The organism is Streptomyces luteireticuli (assembly GCF_041519305.1).
Classification (GTDB): domain Bacteria; phylum Actinomycetota; class Actinomycetes; order Streptomycetales; family Streptomycetaceae; genus Streptomyces; species Streptomyces luteireticuli.
Map to the genome: position 1 here is coordinate 5,683,791 of NZ_CP167927.1, position 17,241 is coordinate 5,701,031.

17 protein-coding genes are annotated in these 17,241 nt (G+C 73.3%); 6 read left to right on the forward strand and 11 right to left on the reverse strand.

Annotation, left to right across the window (positions count from 1 at the left end; translation table 11 throughout):
* Positions 1-186: 186 nt before the first annotated feature.
* Complete coding sequence (locus AB8735_RS25625; RefSeq protein ID WP_372409627.1) at positions 187-888, reverse strand: response regulator; 702 nt, start codon at positions 886-888, stop codon at positions 187-189.
* A complete protein-coding gene (locus AB8735_RS25630) occupies positions 843-2,015 on the reverse strand; it encodes a sensor histidine kinase (RefSeq protein ID WP_372409629.1) in 1,173 nt (390 codons plus the stop codon). The genes AB8735_RS25625 and AB8735_RS25630 overlap by 46 nt, the downstream gene beginning before the upstream one ends.
* Before the next feature lie 157 nt (positions 2,016-2,172).
* Here AB8735_RS25630 and AB8735_RS25635 point away from each other — a divergent pair, with 157 nt between their 5' ends.
* Complete coding sequence (locus tag AB8735_RS25635; RefSeq protein ID WP_372409631.1) at positions 2,173-2,712, forward strand: hypothetical protein; 540 nt, start codon at positions 2,173-2,175, stop codon at positions 2,710-2,712.
* 121 nt (positions 2,713-2,833) lie between these two features.
* Here the strand turns inward: AB8735_RS25635 and AB8735_RS25640 are convergent, their stop codons facing one another.
* On the reverse strand, positions 2,834-3,406 hold the full coding sequence (locus tag AB8735_RS25640; RefSeq protein WP_344024158.1) for a cob(I)yrinic acid a,c-diamide adenosyltransferase: 573 nt from the start codon (positions 3,404-3,406) through the stop codon (positions 2,834-2,836).
* A 228-nt stretch (positions 3,407-3,634) separates the two neighbouring features.
* Between AB8735_RS25640 and AB8735_RS25645 the strand changes: the two genes are divergently transcribed.
* From AB8735_RS25645 to AB8735_RS25655, 3 genes are all read left to right on the forward strand, one after another.
* Positions 3,635-4,483 (forward strand): 3-hydroxyacyl-CoA dehydrogenase family protein, encoded by an 849-nt coding sequence (locus AB8735_RS25645; RefSeq protein ID WP_344024156.1) that lies wholly within the window; start codon positions 3,635-3,637, stop codon positions 4,481-4,483.
* A gap of 145 nt (positions 4,484-4,628) precedes the next feature.
* Positions 4,629-4,973: an STAS domain-containing protein gene (locus AB8735_RS25650; RefSeq protein ID WP_344024154.1), complete on the forward strand. Its 345-nt coding sequence runs from the start codon at positions 4,629-4,631 to the stop codon at positions 4,971-4,973.
* A gap of 263 nt (positions 4,974-5,236) precedes the next feature.
* Positions 5,237-7,846, forward strand: coding sequence for an ATP-binding protein (locus tag AB8735_RS25655; RefSeq protein WP_372409632.1), 2,610 nt, complete (start codon positions 5,237-5,239; stop codon positions 7,844-7,846).
* Positions 7,847-8,275: 429 nt separating this feature from the next.
* Here the strand turns inward: AB8735_RS25655 and nucS are convergent, their stop codons facing one another.
* Positions 8,276-8,935 (reverse strand): endonuclease NucS, encoded by a 660-nt coding sequence (nucS, locus tag AB8735_RS25660; RefSeq protein ID WP_344019252.1) that lies wholly within the window; start codon positions 8,933-8,935, stop codon positions 8,276-8,278.
* A 211-nt stretch (positions 8,936-9,146) separates the two neighbouring features.
* Here nucS and AB8735_RS25665 point away from each other — a divergent pair, with 211 nt between their 5' ends.
* Positions 9,147-9,539, forward strand: coding sequence for an SCO5389 family protein (locus AB8735_RS25665; protein ID WP_372409634.1), 393 nt, complete (start codon positions 9,147-9,149; stop codon positions 9,537-9,539).
* Between the two features lie 116 nt (positions 9,540-9,655).
* Here the strand turns inward: AB8735_RS25665 and AB8735_RS25670 are convergent, their stop codons facing one another.
* Positions 9,656-10,681, reverse strand: a complete 1,026-nt coding sequence (locus AB8735_RS25670; RefSeq protein ID WP_372409636.1) for an LLM class flavin-dependent oxidoreductase — start codon at positions 10,679-10,681, stop codon at positions 9,656-9,658.
* Positions 10,682-10,921: 240 nt separating this feature from the next.
* Here AB8735_RS25670 and AB8735_RS25675 point away from each other — a divergent pair, with 240 nt between their 5' ends.
* Positions 10,922-11,260, forward strand: a complete 339-nt coding sequence (locus tag AB8735_RS25675) for an ATP/GTP-binding protein (protein ID WP_344019259.1) — start codon at positions 10,922-10,924, stop codon at positions 11,258-11,260.
* Positions 11,261-11,269: 9 nt separating this feature from the next.
* Here the strand turns inward: AB8735_RS25675 and AB8735_RS25680 are convergent, their stop codons facing one another.
* The 6 genes from AB8735_RS25680 to AB8735_RS25705 form a co-directional block, all read right to left on the reverse strand.
* Complete coding sequence (locus tag AB8735_RS25680; protein ID WP_372409638.1) at positions 11,270-12,163, reverse strand: ABC transporter permease; 894 nt, start codon at positions 12,161-12,163, stop codon at positions 11,270-11,272.
* A complete protein-coding gene (locus AB8735_RS25685) occupies positions 12,160-13,377 on the reverse strand; it encodes an ABC transporter ATP-binding protein (RefSeq protein ID WP_372409639.1) in 1,218 nt (405 codons plus the stop codon). Before AB8735_RS25685 ends, AB8735_RS25680 begins: the two co-directional genes overlap by 4 nt.
* A 126-nt stretch (positions 13,378-13,503) precedes the next feature.
* Positions 13,504-14,313 carry a hypothetical protein gene (locus AB8735_RS25690; protein ID WP_372409641.1) on the reverse strand — a complete coding sequence of 270 codons (810 nt, stop codon included), beginning with the start codon at positions 14,311-14,313 and terminating at the stop codon, positions 13,504-13,506.
* A gap of 148 nt (positions 14,314-14,461) precedes the next feature.
* On the reverse strand, positions 14,462-15,232 hold the full coding sequence (locus AB8735_RS25695) for an ABC transporter permease (RefSeq protein WP_372409643.1): 771 nt from the start codon (positions 15,230-15,232) through the stop codon (positions 14,462-14,464).
* 2 nt (positions 15,233-15,234) lie between these two features.
* Entirely contained in the window at positions 15,235-16,182 is a 948-nt protein-coding gene (locus AB8735_RS25700; protein WP_372409644.1) for an ATP-binding cassette domain-containing protein, read from the reverse strand.
* 67 nt (positions 16,183-16,249) lie between these two features.
* A complete protein-coding gene (locus AB8735_RS25705) occupies positions 16,250-17,188 on the reverse strand; it encodes a cellulose-binding protein (RefSeq protein WP_344019285.1) in 939 nt (312 codons plus the stop codon).
* Positions 17,189-17,241: the final 53 nt, after the last annotated feature.

Consider the following 17,241-nt stretch of genomic DNA (forward strand, 5'->3'; position numbering starts at 1 on the left):
GGGTGCTCCTCGGGTGAGGGGTGAGGTCAGGAGGGGTGGGGTGTGGGGGGTATCCGTGACCTGGGTGCAGCCGAGGTGGGCATGCGAAGTGAGGGGTGCTGGTGGGAGGTTGGGGGGTTGGGGGGTGTGTTCCGCGTGTCGCTCACCACAGCTGTGAGGGGAGCGTAAGAAGGTCCGTACCAATGGTCAAGAGGTCTGGACCAGACCCCATTCCTGGGCCAGCACCGCCGCCTGCACCCGGCTCCGCAGCTCCAACTTCCCCAGCAACCTGCTGACATGGGTCTTCGCCGTCGCCTCGGCCATGCCGAGCCGCACCGCGATCTCCGCGTTGGACAGCCCCTCGCCCAGGCACACCAGCACCTCGCGCTCACGGCGGGTGAGCGTCCCCAGGGCCGCGGTGTCCGGCGCGGGCGCGGGGGAGCGCCGGGCGAACTCCGAGATCAGGCGCCGCGTCACGGCCGGCGAGATCAGCCCCTCGCCGCGCGCCACCGTCCGTACCGCCGCGACCAGGTCGGCGGCCTCGCTGTCCTTGAGGAGGAAACCCGCCGCGCCGGCGCGCAGCGCGCCGAAGACATACTCGTCCAGGTCGAAGGTGGTCAGCACCAGGACGTCGGCCAGCCGCTCGCCGGTGATCTGCCGGGTGGCCGAGATGCCGTCCAGGCGCGGCATCTGCACGTCCATCAGGACCAGATCCGGCCGGAGTTCGCGGGTCAGCCGTACGGCCTCCTCACCGTCCGCCGCCTCGCCGACGACCTCGAAGCCGGGTGCCGAGCGGAGGATCAGCACGAGGCCGGAGCGCACAGCTGCCTGGTCCTCGGCGACGACGATCCGTACGGTGGTGGTCACTTGCCCTCCTCGTCCACGGGCAGCACCGCCCGTACGTGCCATTGCCCGCCCTCGGGGCCCGCCGCGAACTCCCCGCCGAGCAGGGCGACGCGCTCCCGCATCCCGATCAGTCCCGCGTGGGAGCCGGGGGCCCGGGGCGAGCGGTCGCCGTCCCCGAGGGGGCTGGTGACGCGTACCGTCAACGCCCTGTCGTCGCAGGTCAGTTCCACGGTCACCGCGCCGGGCGCGGCGTGTTTGGCCGCGTTGGTCAGCGACTCCTGGACGACGCGGTAGGCGGCCAGTTCGACGGGGGCGGGCAGCGTGCGGGGGCCGCGCCCGTCGTGGAGCGCGAAGCTGAGGCCGGAGCCGTGGGCGGTGGTGCGGGCCTGGTCGAGCAGGGCGTCCAGGCCGTCGAGAGTGGGCGTCGGCGCCGGTTCGTCCGCGTCGCCCGCCCTGCGGAGCAGGCCGATCAGGCGGCGCATCTCCGCGAGGCCCTGGACGCTGTTCTCCCGGATCACGCCGAGCGCCTCGCGGGACGCCCGCTCCTCGTTGATCGACAGGGCGGCCGTGGAGTGGATCGCGATGGCCGACAGATGCCCGGCGACCAGGTCGTGCAGCTCGCGCGCCATCCGGGCGCGCTCGGCGCCGACGGCCTGGCGCCGGTCCATCTCGGCCAGCAGGACGGTCCGTTCGGCCGCCAGCCGGGCGGCCTCGGCGGCGTCGCGGTGACGGCGGACGCCGACGCCGGTCCAGGCGGGGGCGATGGTGACCACGGCCAGGGCGAGGCCGAGGAGCACCGCCTCCGGCTTCCGGACGATCGCGACGAACAGCAGCGTCCCGGCCACGCTGAGCACTTCGCAGGCGCGGGGGAGGAGGCGGTACGCGGCCGGGGGCCCGTACAGCACGGCCGCGTACACCAGGTCGGTGAACATCACCGTGGTGGTGACCAGATTGCCCGAGCACAGGTCCAGCGTCAGCGCGGGCACCCCGACGGCGAGCCCGGCGAGGGGCTTCCGGCGGCGCAGCAGCTCGGCCCCGGCCATCACCGCCAGCGACAGCAGCGCCAGGCGCTGCGGCAGACCGGCCGCGACCGGCCGGCTGGCCAGCCCCAGCGCGTAGAGCGCGAGGCCGCCGGTCAGTCCGGCGGCCGCGATCAGCAGGTCGTCGCGGTGGGGGAGCAGGCGGGGCATGGGTCCATCACAGCACGTGGGACGGGGTGCGGGCGTCCACCGGCCGGGCGCCGGGCGGCGGCCGCGTACATCGAAGGATGCAGTCGGGAATCGCCGTCCGCGACGACGAAACGGCCGCCGGGCGCGGAGAGCCTGGAGGGGAGGGAAGGAGAGGTCCGTGATCGTCACGCTGGTCGTCGCCTGCGAGGTCGGCTTCTGGATCCTGCTGGCCGCCGGACTGGCCCTGCGCTACGTGGCGAAGATGCCGCGCGCGGGGGCCGCGGTGCTGCTGCTGGAACCGCTGCTGGAGGTCGTCCTGCTGATCGCCACCGCGATCGACCTGCGCAACGGGGCCGAGGCGAGCACCAAGCACGGCATCGCGGCGGTCTACATCGGCTTCTCCGTGGGCCTGGGCCACTCCACGATCAAGTGGGTCGACCAGCGGGTGGCCCACCGCTTCGCGGGCGGCCCGCCGCCGGTCAAGCCGCCGAAGTACGGCAGGGCCCGGGCCGTCCACGAGTGGCGGTCGGCGGGCAGGTGGATCCTGGCGGCGTCGGTGGCGCTCGCCCTGCTCCAGGCCGCCATCTGGTACGTCGGGGGCTCCGGGGACACGAGTTCCCTGCGGGGCTGGCAGAGCTCGATGCTGATGGTGATCGGCATCAATGTCGTCATTGCGCTGAGCTATACGCTCTGGCCGAAGCGGGGGGCGCTGCGCTAGCCCTGCCGGATGCACGGTCAGTCGGCTGCGGGCCGTCGTGGCCGGTCGCGCCCACGCGGCGGAGCCGCACATCGGAAACAGCCCCGCGCCCCTTGCGGGGCGCGGCCCCCGGGGCAGCCCGTCAGCGGTCCCCGCCCGGGACCCAGAGGACGTCGCCGATCTCCTTGTTCGCCGTCCTCGCCAGGATGAACAGCAGGTCCGACAGCCGGTTCAGATACGTCGCGGCGAGCGGGTTCATCGTCTCGCCGTGCACCTCCATCGCCTTCCAGGTGGACCGCTCCGCCCGTCGGACGACCGTGCACGCCTGGTGCAGCAGCGCCGCCCCGGGCGTACCGCCCGGCAGGATGAAGCTGCGCAGCTTCTCCAGACCGGCCAGGAAGCGGTCGCAGTCCGCCTCCAGCCGGTCGATGTAGGACTGCTCCACCCGCAGCGGCGGGTACTTGGGGGCCTCGACGACCGGCGTCGCCAGGTCGGCCCCCACGTCGAACAGATCGTTCTGCACCCGTACGAGCACCGGAACGATTTCCTCCGGCAGCTGCCCGAGGGCCAGCGCGACCCCGATCGCCGCGTTGGCCTCGTTCGCGTCCGCGTACGCCGCGATGCGCGGATCGGTCTTGGCGGTCCGGCTCATGTCGCCGAGGGCGGTGGTGCCCTTGTCTCCGGTGCGGGTGTAGATGCGCGTCAGGTTGACCATGGGTCCGAGCGTAGTCCCCGTCGGCGGGCCCGGCCCGTCCGTGACGGGCGGTGCGGAAGTGGCGTGAAGACGACGTGCGTTCCTCTCGGTAGCACTGTCCAGTGTGATGTCCGTCATTTGGGACGTGACGCGTATCTCTAACCCTCCTCCAGCGCGCGGGCGGGCGCTAAGGTCCGCCGCAGAGCCGTGTGTGAACAGCCGTAAGTGAACAGGGAGAAGGGGACACCAGTGGCCAAGAAACTCGCCGTCGTCGGGGCCGGGCTGATGGGTTCCGGCATTGCTCAGGTGTCCGCCCAAGCGGGCTGGGACGTCGTGCTGCGGGACGTGACGGACGAGGCGCTCAAGCGGGGGACCGACGGGATCCGGGCGTCCTACGACAAGTTCGTCTCGAAGGGCAGGCTGGATTCCGCGGCGGCGGATGCCGCGTTCGCGCGGATCACGGCCACCACGGACCTGGACGCGGCGGCCGACGCGGACGTCGTCGTCGAGGCGGTCTTCGAGGACGTCGAGGTCAAGCGGGACATCTTCCGGACGCTGGACGGGCTGGTGGGGGAGGGGACGGTGCTCGCCTCCAACACCTCCGCCATCCCGATCACCAAGATCGCGGCGGCCACGACCCGGCCGGAGCGGGTCGTCGGCGTCCACTTCTTCTCCCCGGTCCCGCTGATGCAGCTGTGCGAGCTGGTGCGCGGGCACAAGACGAGCGACGAAACCCTCGCCGCCGCGCGGGAGTTCGCCGAGGGCGTCGGCAAGACCTGCATCGTGGTCAACCGGGACGTGGCGGGCTTCGTGACGACGCGTCTGATCACGGCGCTGGTGGGCGAGGCGGTCAAGCTCTACGAGTCCGGGGTCGCGTCGGCCGAGGACATCGACGTCGCCTGCCGGCTCGGATTCGGCCACGCCATGGGCCCGTTGGCCACCACGGACCTCACCGGCGTGGACATCCTGCTGCACGCGATGGGCAACATCTACACCGAGACCCAGGACGAGAAGTTCGCACCGCCGGAGATCATGCGCCGCATGGTCGACGCGGGGGACCTGGGCCGGAAGAGCGGTCAGGGCTTTTACCAGTACTGACCGGTGAGCACCAAAACCTGTTCACTCCACCGTGTGAATTGGGTAATGGTTTGCTTACGGGCGGCAACTTTGTTGTGCGAGAGGCAGTCAGTTCCTTAGAGGCACCGCCACATCCCACCGCACTGCAGCACCCAGGGGAGCGCATATGCACATCAGGGGCGACCACGCCGAACTGGTCGTCGGGGGCCGCCTCGACGTCCGCAACGCGGCGGACGCCCGAACGGTCCTGCACTCCGCCCTCGACGCCGGCCGGGGCGACCTCGTCCTCGACCTGACCGAGCTCGACTCCTGGGACGCCACCGGGCTCGGGGTCATCATGGGGGCCCACCGCCGGGCCGGGCGCACCGGCCGGCGGCTGGTGCTGCGCGGGGTGCCGGACCGGATGCAGCGGGTCCTGGTGGCCACCCGGCTGCACCGCATCCTCGCCTTCGAGGACGGCGCGCAGCCGGGGCCCCCGGCCCCGCTCGCGGCGGGCGACCGCGCGCGCTGACGCCGCGTCGGGGCGAGCGCCGGGCCCGCGTCGAGACGGGATCGGCACACCTCATGAGCCCGGGGTCCGCAATCCTCACGAGACTGTGACGCCCGGGGCGCCGTGCCGCCCTTCCCGTCGGAGATACTGTCCCAAGGTCTGTTCGGTTTCCCGTCCCTCCATGAGCCCGTGGAGCCCGTGACGGAGCGCCGGACCCGAGGTCGCAGCGCCCGGACAAGGCCGGGAGATCACGACGGCACGCCACGCGACTGGGGGCTTGGACCATGGACCCGACGAACCGGGAACCCGAGGCACCGCGCACGGATGCGGACGCCCCCGATTCCGCGTCCGTTTCCGGCGAGGACGCCGCGCGCGGGCCCGTACCCGCCCGGGTCGTCCAGCTCGTCGCCGGTGACTACCTGCTGACCGTCAACCCCGTGGACGGCAGCGAGATAGAGCCCTGCCCGCCCGGCCGGCTGCCCGCCCCCGCGGAGCGCCGCGCCGCCGCCGACCGCGCCGAGCGGGACCGCGCCGCCATGCCGCCGGAGCCCGCCGGGGACTCCGGCCCCGCCCTGCCCCTCGTGGGCCGCGGCGAGGTGCGCGGGAGACTCGGCCAACTGCTGTCGCGCGGACGCTCCGTACGCCTCACCGGACCCGCGGGCATCGGGCGCACCGCACTGCTCGACGCCGTGGCCGCCGACTGCGCGGACCTGGCCCCCGACGGGGTCGTCCGGCTGAACGGCCGCCACCGCACCGCCGCGGACCTCCTGCAGGAGCTCTTCGCCGCCGTTCACCACGCGCCGCTGCACCGGCCCGACCGGGCCGGACTGCTCGCCGTCGTACGGGAGATCGGCGCCGTCGTCGTCCTCGACGACCTGGAGTTCGGCGGTGCCGCGCTCGACGAACTGCTGGACGCCACCCCCGAGTGCGCCTTCCTCCTCGCCGCGACGCCGGGCGTCGCCGCGCCCTCCGCGGAATCCCACGTGGAGGAGGTCGTCCTCGGCGGGCTCGACCGCACCGACTGCCTGGAGCTGCTGGAGGCGGCCGTCGGACGGCCGTTGACCGACGAGGAGGCCGACTGGGCCGCCGACGCGTGGGTGGAGTCCGACGGGCTGCCGCTGCGGTTCGTCCAGGCCGGTGCTGTGCTGCGGCTGCGGGAGGCGGACGTCGCCGAGGCGGGCGCCGCCACGGACGAGCGGCCGTTCAGCATCCCGGAGGACGGCGCTCCCGCGGAGGAGCCGGCCGTCGGGCTCGCCGGGCTGCCCCGGGGCGTCGACCCGGCCGTGCCGCTCGCCGCCCGGCTCGGCCCGGCCGCCCGCGCCACCCTGCGCCTCGCGCTCGCGCTCGGCGGCGAGGTGCCCCACCAGGCGCAGCTGCCGGCCCTCGTCGGGGACACCCACGCGGACGCCGCCGTGGGCGAGTTGCTCGCCGCCGGGCTGATCACCGCGGTGGGCGCGCACTACCGGCTGGCGGCCGGGGTCGCCGGACAGCTCTCCGGCGCGGGGTACGACGACGGGGACGCGGCCGGCCGTGTGCTCTCCGTCGCCCAGCACTACTCCTGGTGGGCCGGGCATCCGTCCGTCACCCCCGAGCGCGTCGCCGCCGAGGCGGACACGGTCCTCGCGGCGCTGGCGGCCCTGGTGTCCGGCGGCGCGCCCGGACAGCCGGCCGCGGCGGTGCTGCTCGCCCGCACCGCCGCACCGGCCTTCGCCGGCGCCCTGCACTGGAGCGCCTGGGAGCGGGGGCTGCGGCACGGGCAGGAGGCGGCGCGGCTGGCCGGGGAGGTCGGCGAAGAAGCGTATTTCCACCATGAGTTGGGCGTGCTGGCGCTGTGCACCGGCAACCTCGACCGGGCCCGTGCCGAGCTGGAGGCGTCCACCGGGCTGCGGGGGGTCCTGGCGGACAAGCGGGGCGCGGTCGCGAGCCGGCGGGCGCTGGCGCTGGTCGCGGACCGGTCGCGGCCGGTGGCGCCGCCGGTGGCCGCGCCGGGGCCCGTTCCTTCGCAGGGTCCTTCGGGTCCTTCGGGGCCGTCGGCGGCCCGGCCGGTGATGCCGTCCCCCCGTACCGCGCGGATGCCGCAGACGCCCGGGGGCGAGGAGGTGCCGGCCGCGCGCAGCGAGCAGTCGGCGACGCCGCCGTCCGTCGGGCGGCCCGTGGCGGCGGCCCAGGCTGCGTTCGGGGCTCCTGCCGTCGACCCGGACAGCGTGACCACGGCGGCCTTCCGCAAGGTCCCCGCGGCGGCGGTGGGCGGATCCGGCGCCGGGCGGATGGCCGGGGTGCAGTCCTGGGCGCAGAAGCTGACGTCCGGTGGTGCGCGGCGGAACCTGGTGGCGGCGGGGGCGGGTGTGGTGCTCGCGGCCGTCCTCGGCACCGTCGTCACGCTCGGTGCCACGTCCGGCAACGGGAGCCAGGGCGGCGGGGATTCGAAGGACGTCAAGCCCGGGCCGTCCGCGTCGCAGCAGGACGGCGACGGCGGGGTGGGCGCCGACCGGCCGCAGGTCGGGCACGACGGGCCCGCGCCGGTGTCCGGCGGGCGGTCGTCGGCCCGGCCGGAGCGGTCCGGAACGCCCGGGGAAACGCCGGAGCCGAGCGGGACGCCGTCCGGTACGGGGACGCCGTCGCCCTCGGGGAGCGGGACGCCGTCCGGGACGCCGTCGCAGACGCGGACGCCGGGGGACGGGGATTCGACGTCGCCGAAGCCGACGGGTGACCCGGAGCCGACGGGGAAGCCGAAGCCTTCGGACGACCCGAAGCCGCCGACTGGGGATCCCAAGCCGACCACCGACCCGAAGCCGACGGGGGACGGGCACGAGACGCCGGCTCCGCCGTCGTCGCACTCGCCCGGGGGCGGGAGTGGGTCGGCGAGTGCGGTGGGTTCGGGGGCGGGGAGGTAGTTGCCCCGGTCCCGCCCTTTCACCGTTTCTTCCGGGGCTCCGCCCCGGGGCCCGGCACCGCGGCTCCGCCGCGGTGGGCGGGGCTCCGCCCCTGCGCCCCGGCGGGGGCTGCGCCCCCTGCGCCCCTGCTTCCGGGGCTTCGCCCCTGGCCCCCGTTTGTCGCGGCTCCGCCGCTCGTCCTCAAGCGCCGGACGGGCTGATATTCAGCCCGTCCGGCGCTTGAGGACTCCGCCCGAAGGGCGGACGGGGTCCGGGGTCTCCCCGGAAGAAACGGTGAAAGGGCGGGTCCGGGGCATACACCCAGCCTGTCCGGCGTTTGAGGACAGCGCCCGGAGGGCGCTTCGGGGACCCCGGCCCCGCGCCCGCGGGGTCGCGCAGGGGCGGCAGCCCCCGCGGAAGAGGGTTGGGGCGGGACCGGGGCCAACAGCCTCAGAACAGGCGGAGCTTGTCGTCCTCGATGCCGCGGAGCGCGTCGTAGTCCAGGACGACGCAGCCGATCCCGCGATCCGTCGCCAGCACCCGCGCCTGCGGCTTGATCTCCTGGGCCGCGAAGATGCCGCGCACGGGCGCGAGATGCGGGTCGCGGTTGAGCAGCTCCAGGTAGCGCGTGAGCTGCTCGACGCCGTCGATCTCGCCGCGGCGCTTGAGCTCGACGGCCACCGTCCGCCCGTCCGCGTCACGGCAGAGGATGTCCACCGGGCCGATGGCCGTGGGGTATTCGCGGCGGATGAGGGTGTAGCCCTCGCCGAGGGTCTCGATGCGGTCCGCGAGGAGCTCCTGGAGGTGTGCTTCCACGCCGTCCTTGATGAGCCCCGGGTCCACGCCGAGTTCGTGCGAGGAGTCGTGGAGGACCTCCTCCATGGTGATGATGAGCTTCTCGCCCGCCTTGTTGATCACCGTCCAGACGTCCTCGGCCTCTTTGAGGGTGCACGGCGGCGACATCCAGTTGAGGGGCTTGTAGGCCCGGTCGTCCGCGTGGATCGAGACGCTGCCGTCGGCCTTGACCAGGATCAGACGGGGGGCGGAGGGCAGGTGGGCGGTGAGCCGGCCCGCGTAGTCCACGGAGCAACGGGCGATGACGAGACGCATGGTGGGCCACGCTACTCGACTCGCGGCACCGGACGCGATTCGCCCCGGGCCGTCCCCTTCGCCGTTGGCCAGTTGTCGGTACGTTCTCCTGGTGGGGCAGCAGTGGCCGGATTACCGTTGAAGCGGGCGGTCGTCGTACGGGCACAGGGCGTCGTCGTCCGCTCGCCCATCCCGAAGACCCCGCCCCGCGGGGTCGCGAGAGGAGACACCCATGTCGCTCGACGTCTCACCGGCCCTCCTTGAACAGGCCGAGCGAGGCGAGGTCGACGAAGCGGCCTTCGTCGACTGCGTCCGGACCTCCCTGCCCTACGCATGGGAGCTGATCAGCTCGCTCGTGGCCCGGCTCAGGGAAGACGGTGGTGAGTTCGCCGACAACCTCACCCCGCCGCCTTCCGAACTCGACCGGGGCCAGCTCCTCCGGGTCCTGGCGAGCGATGCGATCCGGGGGGCGCTGCAGCGGCACTTCGGGGTCCGCCTGGCCTTCCAGAACTGCCACCGGGTGGCGGTCTTCCCGCTCGACGCCTCGGTGGACGCCCGGCTGGAGCGCTTCACCTCGGTGCGCAGCCAGGTGCTCAACCAGTCCCCGGAGCTGCGCGACTGCTGATCGTTCGGCGTTGCTGCCGCCCCGCATGCGGGGGTCGCGACCGTACGGGAGCGGCAGCTCCCCGGAGCCTGTGAGTCCGGGGAACGGCGGGGTCGGGAGAGGGATCAGGAAAGGGGTCAGGAGAGCAGCGGGAGCACGTCGGTGCCGAGGCGGCGCAGATTCTCCTCGGTGGCGGCGAGGTCGCCCGAGCCCTCCGCCAGCAATGCGAAGCGGCTGATGCCGGTGTGCTCGGCGGTGGCCGCGAGGCGGTCGGCGCACAGCTGCGGCGGGCCGACCGGGTGGATGCGGCAGAGCAACTCGGTGTACTCCTGCGGGTCCCGCATCCGGCGCTCCCGTCCGTCGACGGTGACGTGCGCCCCCAGCCCCTGGCGCAGCCAGCCGGGCATGGCCTTCAGCAGGGTCTCCGCGGCCTCCGGCTGCCGGTCCCCGATCTGGACGATGCCGGCCGCCACATGCCCGGGGTCCGCGGCCTCCTCGGGGGAGGCGCCCGCCTCCAGGGCGCACCTGCGCCACAGGGCCACCATCCGGGCCTTCTCCTCGTCGGTGCTGTGCATGCCCAGCAGCATCGGGAGGCGGTGCCGGGCGGCCAGCCGGACGCTCGCGGGCGAGGTGCAGGCGACCATGACCGGCGGTCCGGGGTGGCCGAAGAGGTCGTCGGCGCGGGGGACGACGGGGACCTCGCGGAAGGCGAACCGCTCGCCGGCCGAGGCCACCCGGGGCTCGCGCAGCCAGCGCATCAGCAGTTCGAGGGATTCCGGAAACGCTTCTTCGTAAGCGGCGAGGCCCGCGTTGAACACTTCCAGGTCCACCCAGGGGCCGCCGCGGCCCACCCCGAGGGTGAACCTTCCTCCGGAGAGCAGGTGCAGCAGTGCCGTCTGTTCCCCGAGGGCCACGGGGTGCGCGGTGGGCAGCACGCTCACGGCGGTGCCCACCCGGATCCGCCGGGTGCGGCCCAGCAGCAGCGCGGCCAGCGTGACCGCGGACGGGCAGACGCCGTAGGGGACGAAGTGGTGCTCGGCCACCCAGACCGCGTCCAGCCCGGCCTCCTCGGCGACCTCCGCGGTCCGCACCGCCCGGTGGAGGGCCTCGCCATGGCCCTGGCCCGGGAACTGCGCGGCCAGGACGAACGCTCCAACGCGCATCGTGTGTCTGCCTCCTGGCGGTCTTGCCGATGCTCTTGCGCGGATCCGTCACGTCTCCGTCGACGGAGCCTTCGGCGAATTAACGTTTGACCGCGGCCGGAAGGTACGGGCGTTCAGGAAGTTTTCATGATGATCGGAGGTGGCGGGTGGGTAGGGGGCCGGTACGACCCGGCCGGGGCCGTGACGGTGACGCGTACCCTGGTCACGGCCCGTAGCCCGCCCCGACCTCCGAGGTGACCCGTGTCCCCGCGCCGAAACCGCCCGCGAGGCGGTGCCTTCAGCCGAGCCGCAGCACCGTCCCCGTACGAGACCGGCGCGGTGCGCTACGGCCTGGAGCAGACGGAGAGCTGGCAGGGCGAGGAGTGGTCGGTCCGCATGATCGGCGGGGGTGCCGCCGCCAAGCACTACCGCTGCCCGGGCTGCGACCAGGAGATCCCGCCCGGGGTGCCGCACCTGGTGGTGTGGCCGCAGTACGGCGCGGGCGTCGAGGACCGGCGGCACTGGCACAAGTCCTGCTGGAACGCGAGGGACCGCCGGAGCGCGAGGCTCCAGCGGTCCCGTAATGCCCCGCGTTACTGACGGGGGGCGCTATGCGTCGCGCTTGGTCATCGAGGCGTACGCGCCGCCCAGGGCGACCGCGGTGACGCCGATGACGATCCACAGCGGCGTCCAGCCGGTGGGGCCGTCGTCACCGAGCTCGGCGCCGTAGAAGACGGCGAGCTGGCTGGGGATCGAGTAGGTGATCAGCGCCTTGCCGACCGGCCGGACGGCCTCGGACATCATGAACAGCGACAGCAGCGGCGGCAGCAGCACCAGGCCCAGCATGCCGGTGATCGCGCCCGCGGAGTGCCGCAGCAGCGCGCCCACGGCCAGCGACAGCAGGCCCAGCGTCGCCACGTAGAGGCTGACGCCGAGAGTGGCCTTGATCCACTCGGAGCCGCTGATCCCGTCCGTCGTCCGGTCGCCCATCAGACCGGCGTCGAGCATGGCCACCAGCGTGGTCGCCACCAGCGTCAGCACGAAGGTCAGCCCGAAGAACACGATCGCCTTGGCGCCCAGCACCCGGCCCCGGCTGGGGCAGGCGGTGAGCGTGGTGCGGATCAGACCGGTGCCGTACTCGGAGGAGATGGTGAGCACGCCCAGGGTGAGCAGCGGGATCATGCCGAGCAGCACGCCCACGAAACCCATGCCCAGGATGTCCCCGTTGACGTCGTTGTCGTCGGTCACGTTGTAGGTGACCACCGCAATCAGCGTGCCGATGCCGATGACGACGGTGAGCATGGTGCCCAGCGTCCACATCGTGGACCGCAGCGACTTGATCTTGGTCCACTCGGCGGTGATCGCATCGCCCAGGGTGGCCTGGCGCACGGGGATCGGCGACACATAGCCGCCGGCCGGGGCCTGGCCCGGCCAGTACGGCTGCGCGGGGGCCTGGCCCTGCGGCGCGGGCGCGGCGGGCGGGGGTGTCATCGGGGCGGTCATCGGGCGTCCTCGCTGTCACGCTTGGTCAGGTCGGCGGGGGCGGGGGCGGCCGCGCCCTCGGGCGCGGCGGCGGGGGCCGGGGGAGCGGCCGGGACGGCCGGGGCCGGCGGGGCGGCGACCGGCGCCTGGTACGGCGCGGGCTGCTGCGGAGGGACGGGCGGCTGCTGCTGCGCGTACGGGTTCGGCTGCTCGCCCGGCAGCACCGGGTAGCCGCCCGGCCCGCCCCAGCCCTGCGGCGCGGGCGCGCCCGGCATCCCGTACCCCGGCGCCGGCTGCTGGAAGCCGGCGCGCATGTCCTGGGTCGAGCGGTAGTCGACGGCGGCCTGCGTCATGCGCATGTACGCCTCCTCCAGGGATGCCTGGTGCGGCGAGAGCTCCCACAGCCGGATGTCCGAGGCGTGCGCGAGGTCGCTGATGCGCGGCAGGGCGAGACCGGTGACGCGCAGCGCGCCGTCCGGCTCGGGCAGCACCTGGCCGCCCGCCTCGACCAGCGCCGAGGTGAGCTTCTCGCGCCCCTCCGGCTCGCCGTCCGGCGTACGGACCCGGGCGAAGCCGGCGGAGTTCGCGGCGATGAAGTCCTGGACGCTCATGTCGGCCAGCAGCTGTCCGCGGCCGATGACGATGAGGTGGTCGGCGGTCAGCGCCATCTCGCTCATCAGGTGCGAGGAGACGAAGACCGTGCGGCCCTCGGCGGCCAGCCGCTTCATCAGATTGCGGACCCACAGGATGCCCTCGGGGTCCAGGCCGTTGACCGGCTCGTCGAAGAGCAGCACCTGCGGGTCGCCGAGCAGCGCCGCGGCGATGCCCAGCCGCTGGCCCATGCCGAGCGAGAAGCCCTTGGAGCGCCGCTTGGCCACGTCCTGGAGGCCGACGACGCCCAGCACCTCGTCCACCCGGGTGCGCGGGATGCCGGCGAGCTGCGCGAGGGAGAGCAGGTGGTTGTAGGCGCTGCGCCCGCCGTGCACCGCCTTGGCGTCGATCAGGGCACCGACCTGCCGGGCGGCGTTGGGCAGCTCCCGGTAGGGGCGGCCGCCGATGGTGACCCGGCCCGAGGTGGGCACGTCCAGGCCGAGGATCATGCGCATGGTCGTGGACTTGCCGGAGCCGTTGGGCCCCAGGAAGCCGGTGACCGCGCCCGGCCTCACCTGGAACGTCAGGTTGTGCACGGCCGTCTTGGCGCCGTAGCGCTTCGTCAGACCGACTGCCTCGATCATTCTCCGCCCCTCGCGAGATGGTCGGGGCACGTGCCCCCGTTCGGGTTAGAGGTTAACGAGAGGGTGACGGAATCGCGGAATGTGGCGGTCGCTGCCGCGGTGCTCCCGGGGACGCCGTCGCGCCGTTCACACCGGCGCCGCCGGAAGCCCCTCCTCCGCGCGGACCCAGCCCTCCTCCGCGAAGATCCGGGCTCCCCGCTCCCGCACCGCGTCGTCGCCGCGCGCCCGCTCGGTCCAGGTCACCGGATCCGGTCCGAGCAGCGCGCGCAGCCGCGGCGAGGCGGCCAGCAGCGCCCGCAGCAGGGCGGCCTGATCGCCCCCGCCGGGCCGGGGACGGCCGGTCGCCGGGTCCAACAGGACGCCGTGGCGCGAGACGTACACCTGGGCGCCGCCCAGCCGCGCGCCGGACGGCAGCGTCATCGGGTACGCCGCCCCGGGCAGCGGCACCCTGCGGTAGTGCACCTCGGAGGCGTCCACGACGGCCAGCTGCGCCGGGTCCAGCCAGCCGACCACCAGCGGCCCCTCGGCGTCCGGGTCCGCGTACGGGGCCGCGGCCACGTACCCGGCGCGGCCGATGTGCGCCGAGCAGCCGACGCCCACGCCGCGGACCGTCACCGGGACCATGGGCACCACGGCCGGCAGCCCCGCCCCGACGAGCTTGTGCCGGATCTGGGCGGGAGAGGCGTTGGAGCCCACGGCCACCACGGGCAGGCGCCGGCCGGCGGGGGCCGCGCCGAGGGCGCCGAGCACGGCGTCGAGCGGATCCGCGCCGTCCACGACGGGCCAGGTGCCCAGGGGTCCGGCCCCCGCCCGCAGCGGCAGCAGCTCGTCGCCGAGCAGCAGACAGGGCTCCGGCGCCGGGCGGCCGGGATACTCCAGCGGCCGGAGGAACGGGACGACGTGCAGGCCGAGGTCGCGCAGCCTGCGGCCGGTCACGGCCGGTCCGGCGGACCGTGCACCCGGTGCTCCGCCGGATGCGCGGTCGGTCGGCTGCGGGCCGTCCGTGGCCGGTCGCGCAGTTCCCCGCGCCCCTTATGGGGTGCGGTACCGCACCGGACTTCCGTGAAGATCCGCCGGAGGGGCATCACGCATCGCGCCTCTTGATCACCAGATAGCCGCCCGCGAGCGCCGCGACCACCCACAGCACCATGATCCCGAGGCCGCCCCAGGGCCCGTACGGCGCCTTGTCGTCGGTCAGCACCACCTGCATGACCTTCTGCCCGGCCTTGTCCGGCAGATACTCGGCGATCTTCTCGGTCGCCGAGACGGTGGCCAGGATGCTGGAGATCAGGAAGAAGAACGGCATCAGGATGCCCAGCGAGAGCATGGGCCCGCGCAGCATCGTGGCGACGCCCATGGAGAACATCGTGATCAGCGCCATGTAGAGCCCGCCGCCGACCACGGCGCGCGCGACCCCGGGATCACCGAGGGAGGCGCTGTGCCCGTCGAGCATCGCCTGGCCGACGGAGAAGGTCAGAAAACTGGTGGCCATACCGACGACCAGGGCGAGCGCCGCGGCAATTGCGATCTTGCTGAAGAGAAAGACGCCGCGCTGCGGAACGGCGGCGAGCGAGGTGCGGATCATTCCGGTGCTGTATTCATTGGAGACCACCAGCACCCCGAAAACGATCAATGCGAGCTGGCCGAGTCCCATACCGGCGAAACTCACATACGTCGGATCGAAAGTCAGCCGCTCCTTGAGCGAGAGATCGCCGTACTTGTTGTTCACCAATGCGCTGATCAGCGCGCCGAGAGCGACCGTGACGACAAAACCGGCGCCCAGCGTCCACACCGTGGAACGCACCGATTTGATCTTCGTCCATTCCGAGTTCAGGACCTGCGCGACCACCGCCATCGTCAGCCTCCCTCGCCCCGGCCCTCGCCCCACCGGGCGGCCCGGTCCGCATGCGCGTGGTACTCCACCGAGCCCGCCGTCAGCCGCATGAACGCCTCCTCCAGCGAGGCCCGCTGCGGGCTCAGCTCGTGCAGGACGATCCGGTGCCGCGCGGCCAGCTCGCCCAGGTGCGCCGCGTCCTCACCGGTCACTTCCAGCGCGCCCTCCGCGCCCGGCACGGCCGTGATCCCCGCGCCCGACAGCACGTCCTTCAGCCGCTCCTGCTCCGGCGAGCGCATCAGCACGAAGGGCCGGGAGTTCTCCGCGATGAAGCCGGACATCGAGGTGTCCGCCAGCAGCTTCCCCTGGCCGATGACGATCAGGTGGTCGGCCGTGAGCGCCATCTCGCTCATCAGGTGCGAGGAGACGAAGACCGTACGTCCCTGTGCCGCCAGGGACTTCATCAGCGTCCGGATCCAGTGGATGCCCTCCGGGTCCAGGCCGTTGACCGGCTCGTCGAACATCAGGATCCGCGGATCGCCCAGCAACGCCGCGGCGATGCCCAGCCGCTGGCCCATGCCCAGCGAGAACCCCTTCGAGCGCTTCTTCGCCACCGACGTCAGACCCACCACGTCCAGCACCTCGGCCACCCGCGACCGCGGGATGCCATTGCTCTGCGCCAGGCACAGCAGATGGTTGTAGGCGCTGCGACCGCCGTGCACGGCCTTGGCGTCCAGCAGGGCGCCCACCGTCCGCAGGGGGTCGTGCAACTGCCGGTAGTGCTTCCCGTCGATGCGGACCGTGCCGCCGGTCGGGTTGTCGAGATCGAGCATCATCCGCATCGTCGTCGACTTGCCGGCGCCATTGGGGCCCAGAAAGCCCGTGACAATACCGGGGCGGACGGTGCAGGTGAGGTGATCGACGGCGAGCCGGTCGCCGTAGCGCTTGGTCAGATCCTCCAGCTCGATCATTCACTCACGGTACGAGGCCGGGACCCGCCCCGCCACCGGAGGCGGGCCCTCCCTCCAGGGGCGCGCCTCAGCGGCTCTGCTGAGCCGGAACACCGCGCGAGATCGGCTCGTCGTCGCCCGGCACCCCGGCCGCGGCCACCGCCGCGCCGGTCAGCGTGGCCAGCATCTCCCGGACGTTGGTCAGCTGGGCGTTGATGCTGTCGCGGCGGTTGGTCAGCGCCGCCAGCTCGCGCTCGGACTCGCTGCGGATGCGGTCCGCCTTGGCGTTGGCGTCGGCCACGATGTCCTCGGCCTGGCGCTGCGCGGTCTCCACCGTCTGGCGCGCCCGGCGCTCCGCGTCCGTGCGCAGCTTCTCGGCCTCCAGGCGCAGCTGTTCGGCCCGGTGCTCGATCTCCGCCAGCCGCTTCTCCGCCTTCGCCTGCCGCGAGGCCAGGTCGCGCTCGGACTGCTCGCGGCGCTTGGCCAGATTGGTCTCGAAGTCGGCAGCCGCCTGGGCCGCCTTGGCGCGCGTCTCCTCGAAGAGGGCGTCCGCCTCCTCGCGCTTGGACTGCGCGTCCTTCTGCGCCTCGGCCCTCAGCTGCGCGGAGTCCCCCTTCGCCTTCTCGACGATCCGCGCGCCCTCGTCCTCCGCCTTGGCCTTGCGGTCGGAGGCGAACGCCTCGGCGTCGTTGCGCACTTGCTGCGCCGCCGACTCCGCCAGCTCACGGTGCTGCTCCGCCGCCCGACGGGCCTCCTCCCGCAGGTCCTTGGCCTCTTCCTCGGCCAGCCGCAGGATCTTCTCGACCCGCGCGCCGAGCCCCGCGTACGACGGCTCCGCGTCATTGATCTGTGCCTGAGCGTTCTGCGTCTCGAGATGCAGCTCCTCGATGCGCTTTTCCAGGGAGGTGATGCGCGAGAGCGCGCTGTCACGGTCGGCGACGAGCTTGGTAATGCGGTCGTCCACCTGGCCGCGGTCGTATCCGCGCCGCACGAGCTCGAAGCCGAAGGGGGAGGAAGTGTCGCTCATGAGGTTCCTGTCGAAAGAGACCGGTGAGGTGATAAGGGAATCCTAGGGCGGTG

What these genes read in the sequence shown, in the direction of transcription:
- AB8735_RS25625 (WP_372409627.1), bottom strand. Translation starts at nt 888, where the DNA reads ATGGCACGTACGGGCGGTGCTGCCCGTGGACGAGGAGGGCAAGTGACC.
- AB8735_RS25630 (WP_372409629.1), bottom strand. Translation starts at nt 2,015, where the DNA reads ATGCCCCGCCTGCTCCCCCACCGCGACGACCTGCTGATCGCGGCCGCC.
- AB8735_RS25640 (WP_344024158.1), bottom strand. Translation starts at nt 3,406, where the DNA reads ATGGTCAACCTGACGCGCATCTACACCCGCACCGGAGACAAGGGCACC.
- AB8735_RS25650 (WP_344024154.1), top strand. Translation starts at nt 4,629, where the DNA reads ATGCACATCAGGGGCGACCACGCCGAACTGGTCGTCGGGGGCCGCCTC.
- AB8735_RS25655 (WP_372409632.1), top strand. Translation starts at nt 5,237, where the DNA reads ATGGACCCGACGAACCGGGAACCCGAGGCACCGCGCACGGATGCGGAC.
- nucS (WP_344019252.1), bottom strand. Translation starts at nt 8,935, where the DNA reads ATGCGTCTCGTCATCGCCCGTTGCTCCGTGGACTACGCGGGCCGGCTC.
- AB8735_RS25665 (WP_372409634.1), top strand. Translation starts at nt 9,147, where the DNA reads ATGTCGCTCGACGTCTCACCGGCCCTCCTTGAACAGGCCGAGCGAGGC.
- AB8735_RS25670 (WP_372409636.1), bottom strand. Translation starts at nt 10,681, where the DNA reads ATGCGCGTTGGAGCGTTCGTCCTGGCCGCGCAGTTCCCGGGCCAGGGC.
- AB8735_RS25680 (WP_372409638.1), bottom strand. Translation starts at nt 12,163, where the DNA reads ATGACCGCCCCGATGACACCCCCGCCCGCCGCGCCCGCGCCGCAGGGC.
- AB8735_RS25685 (WP_372409639.1), bottom strand. Translation starts at nt 13,377, where the DNA reads ATGATCGAGGCAGTCGGTCTGACGAAGCGCTACGGCGCCAAGACGGCC.
- AB8735_RS25695 (WP_372409643.1), bottom strand. Translation starts at nt 15,232, where the DNA reads ATGGCGGTGGTCGCGCAGGTCCTGAACTCGGAATGGACGAAGATCAAA.
- AB8735_RS25700 (WP_372409644.1), bottom strand. Translation starts at nt 16,182, where the DNA reads ATGATCGAGCTGGAGGATCTGACCAAGCGCTACGGCGACCGGCTCGCC.
- AB8735_RS25705 (WP_344019285.1), bottom strand. Translation starts at nt 17,188, where the DNA reads ATGAGCGACACTTCCTCCCCCTTCGGCTTCGAGCTCGTGCGGCGCGGA.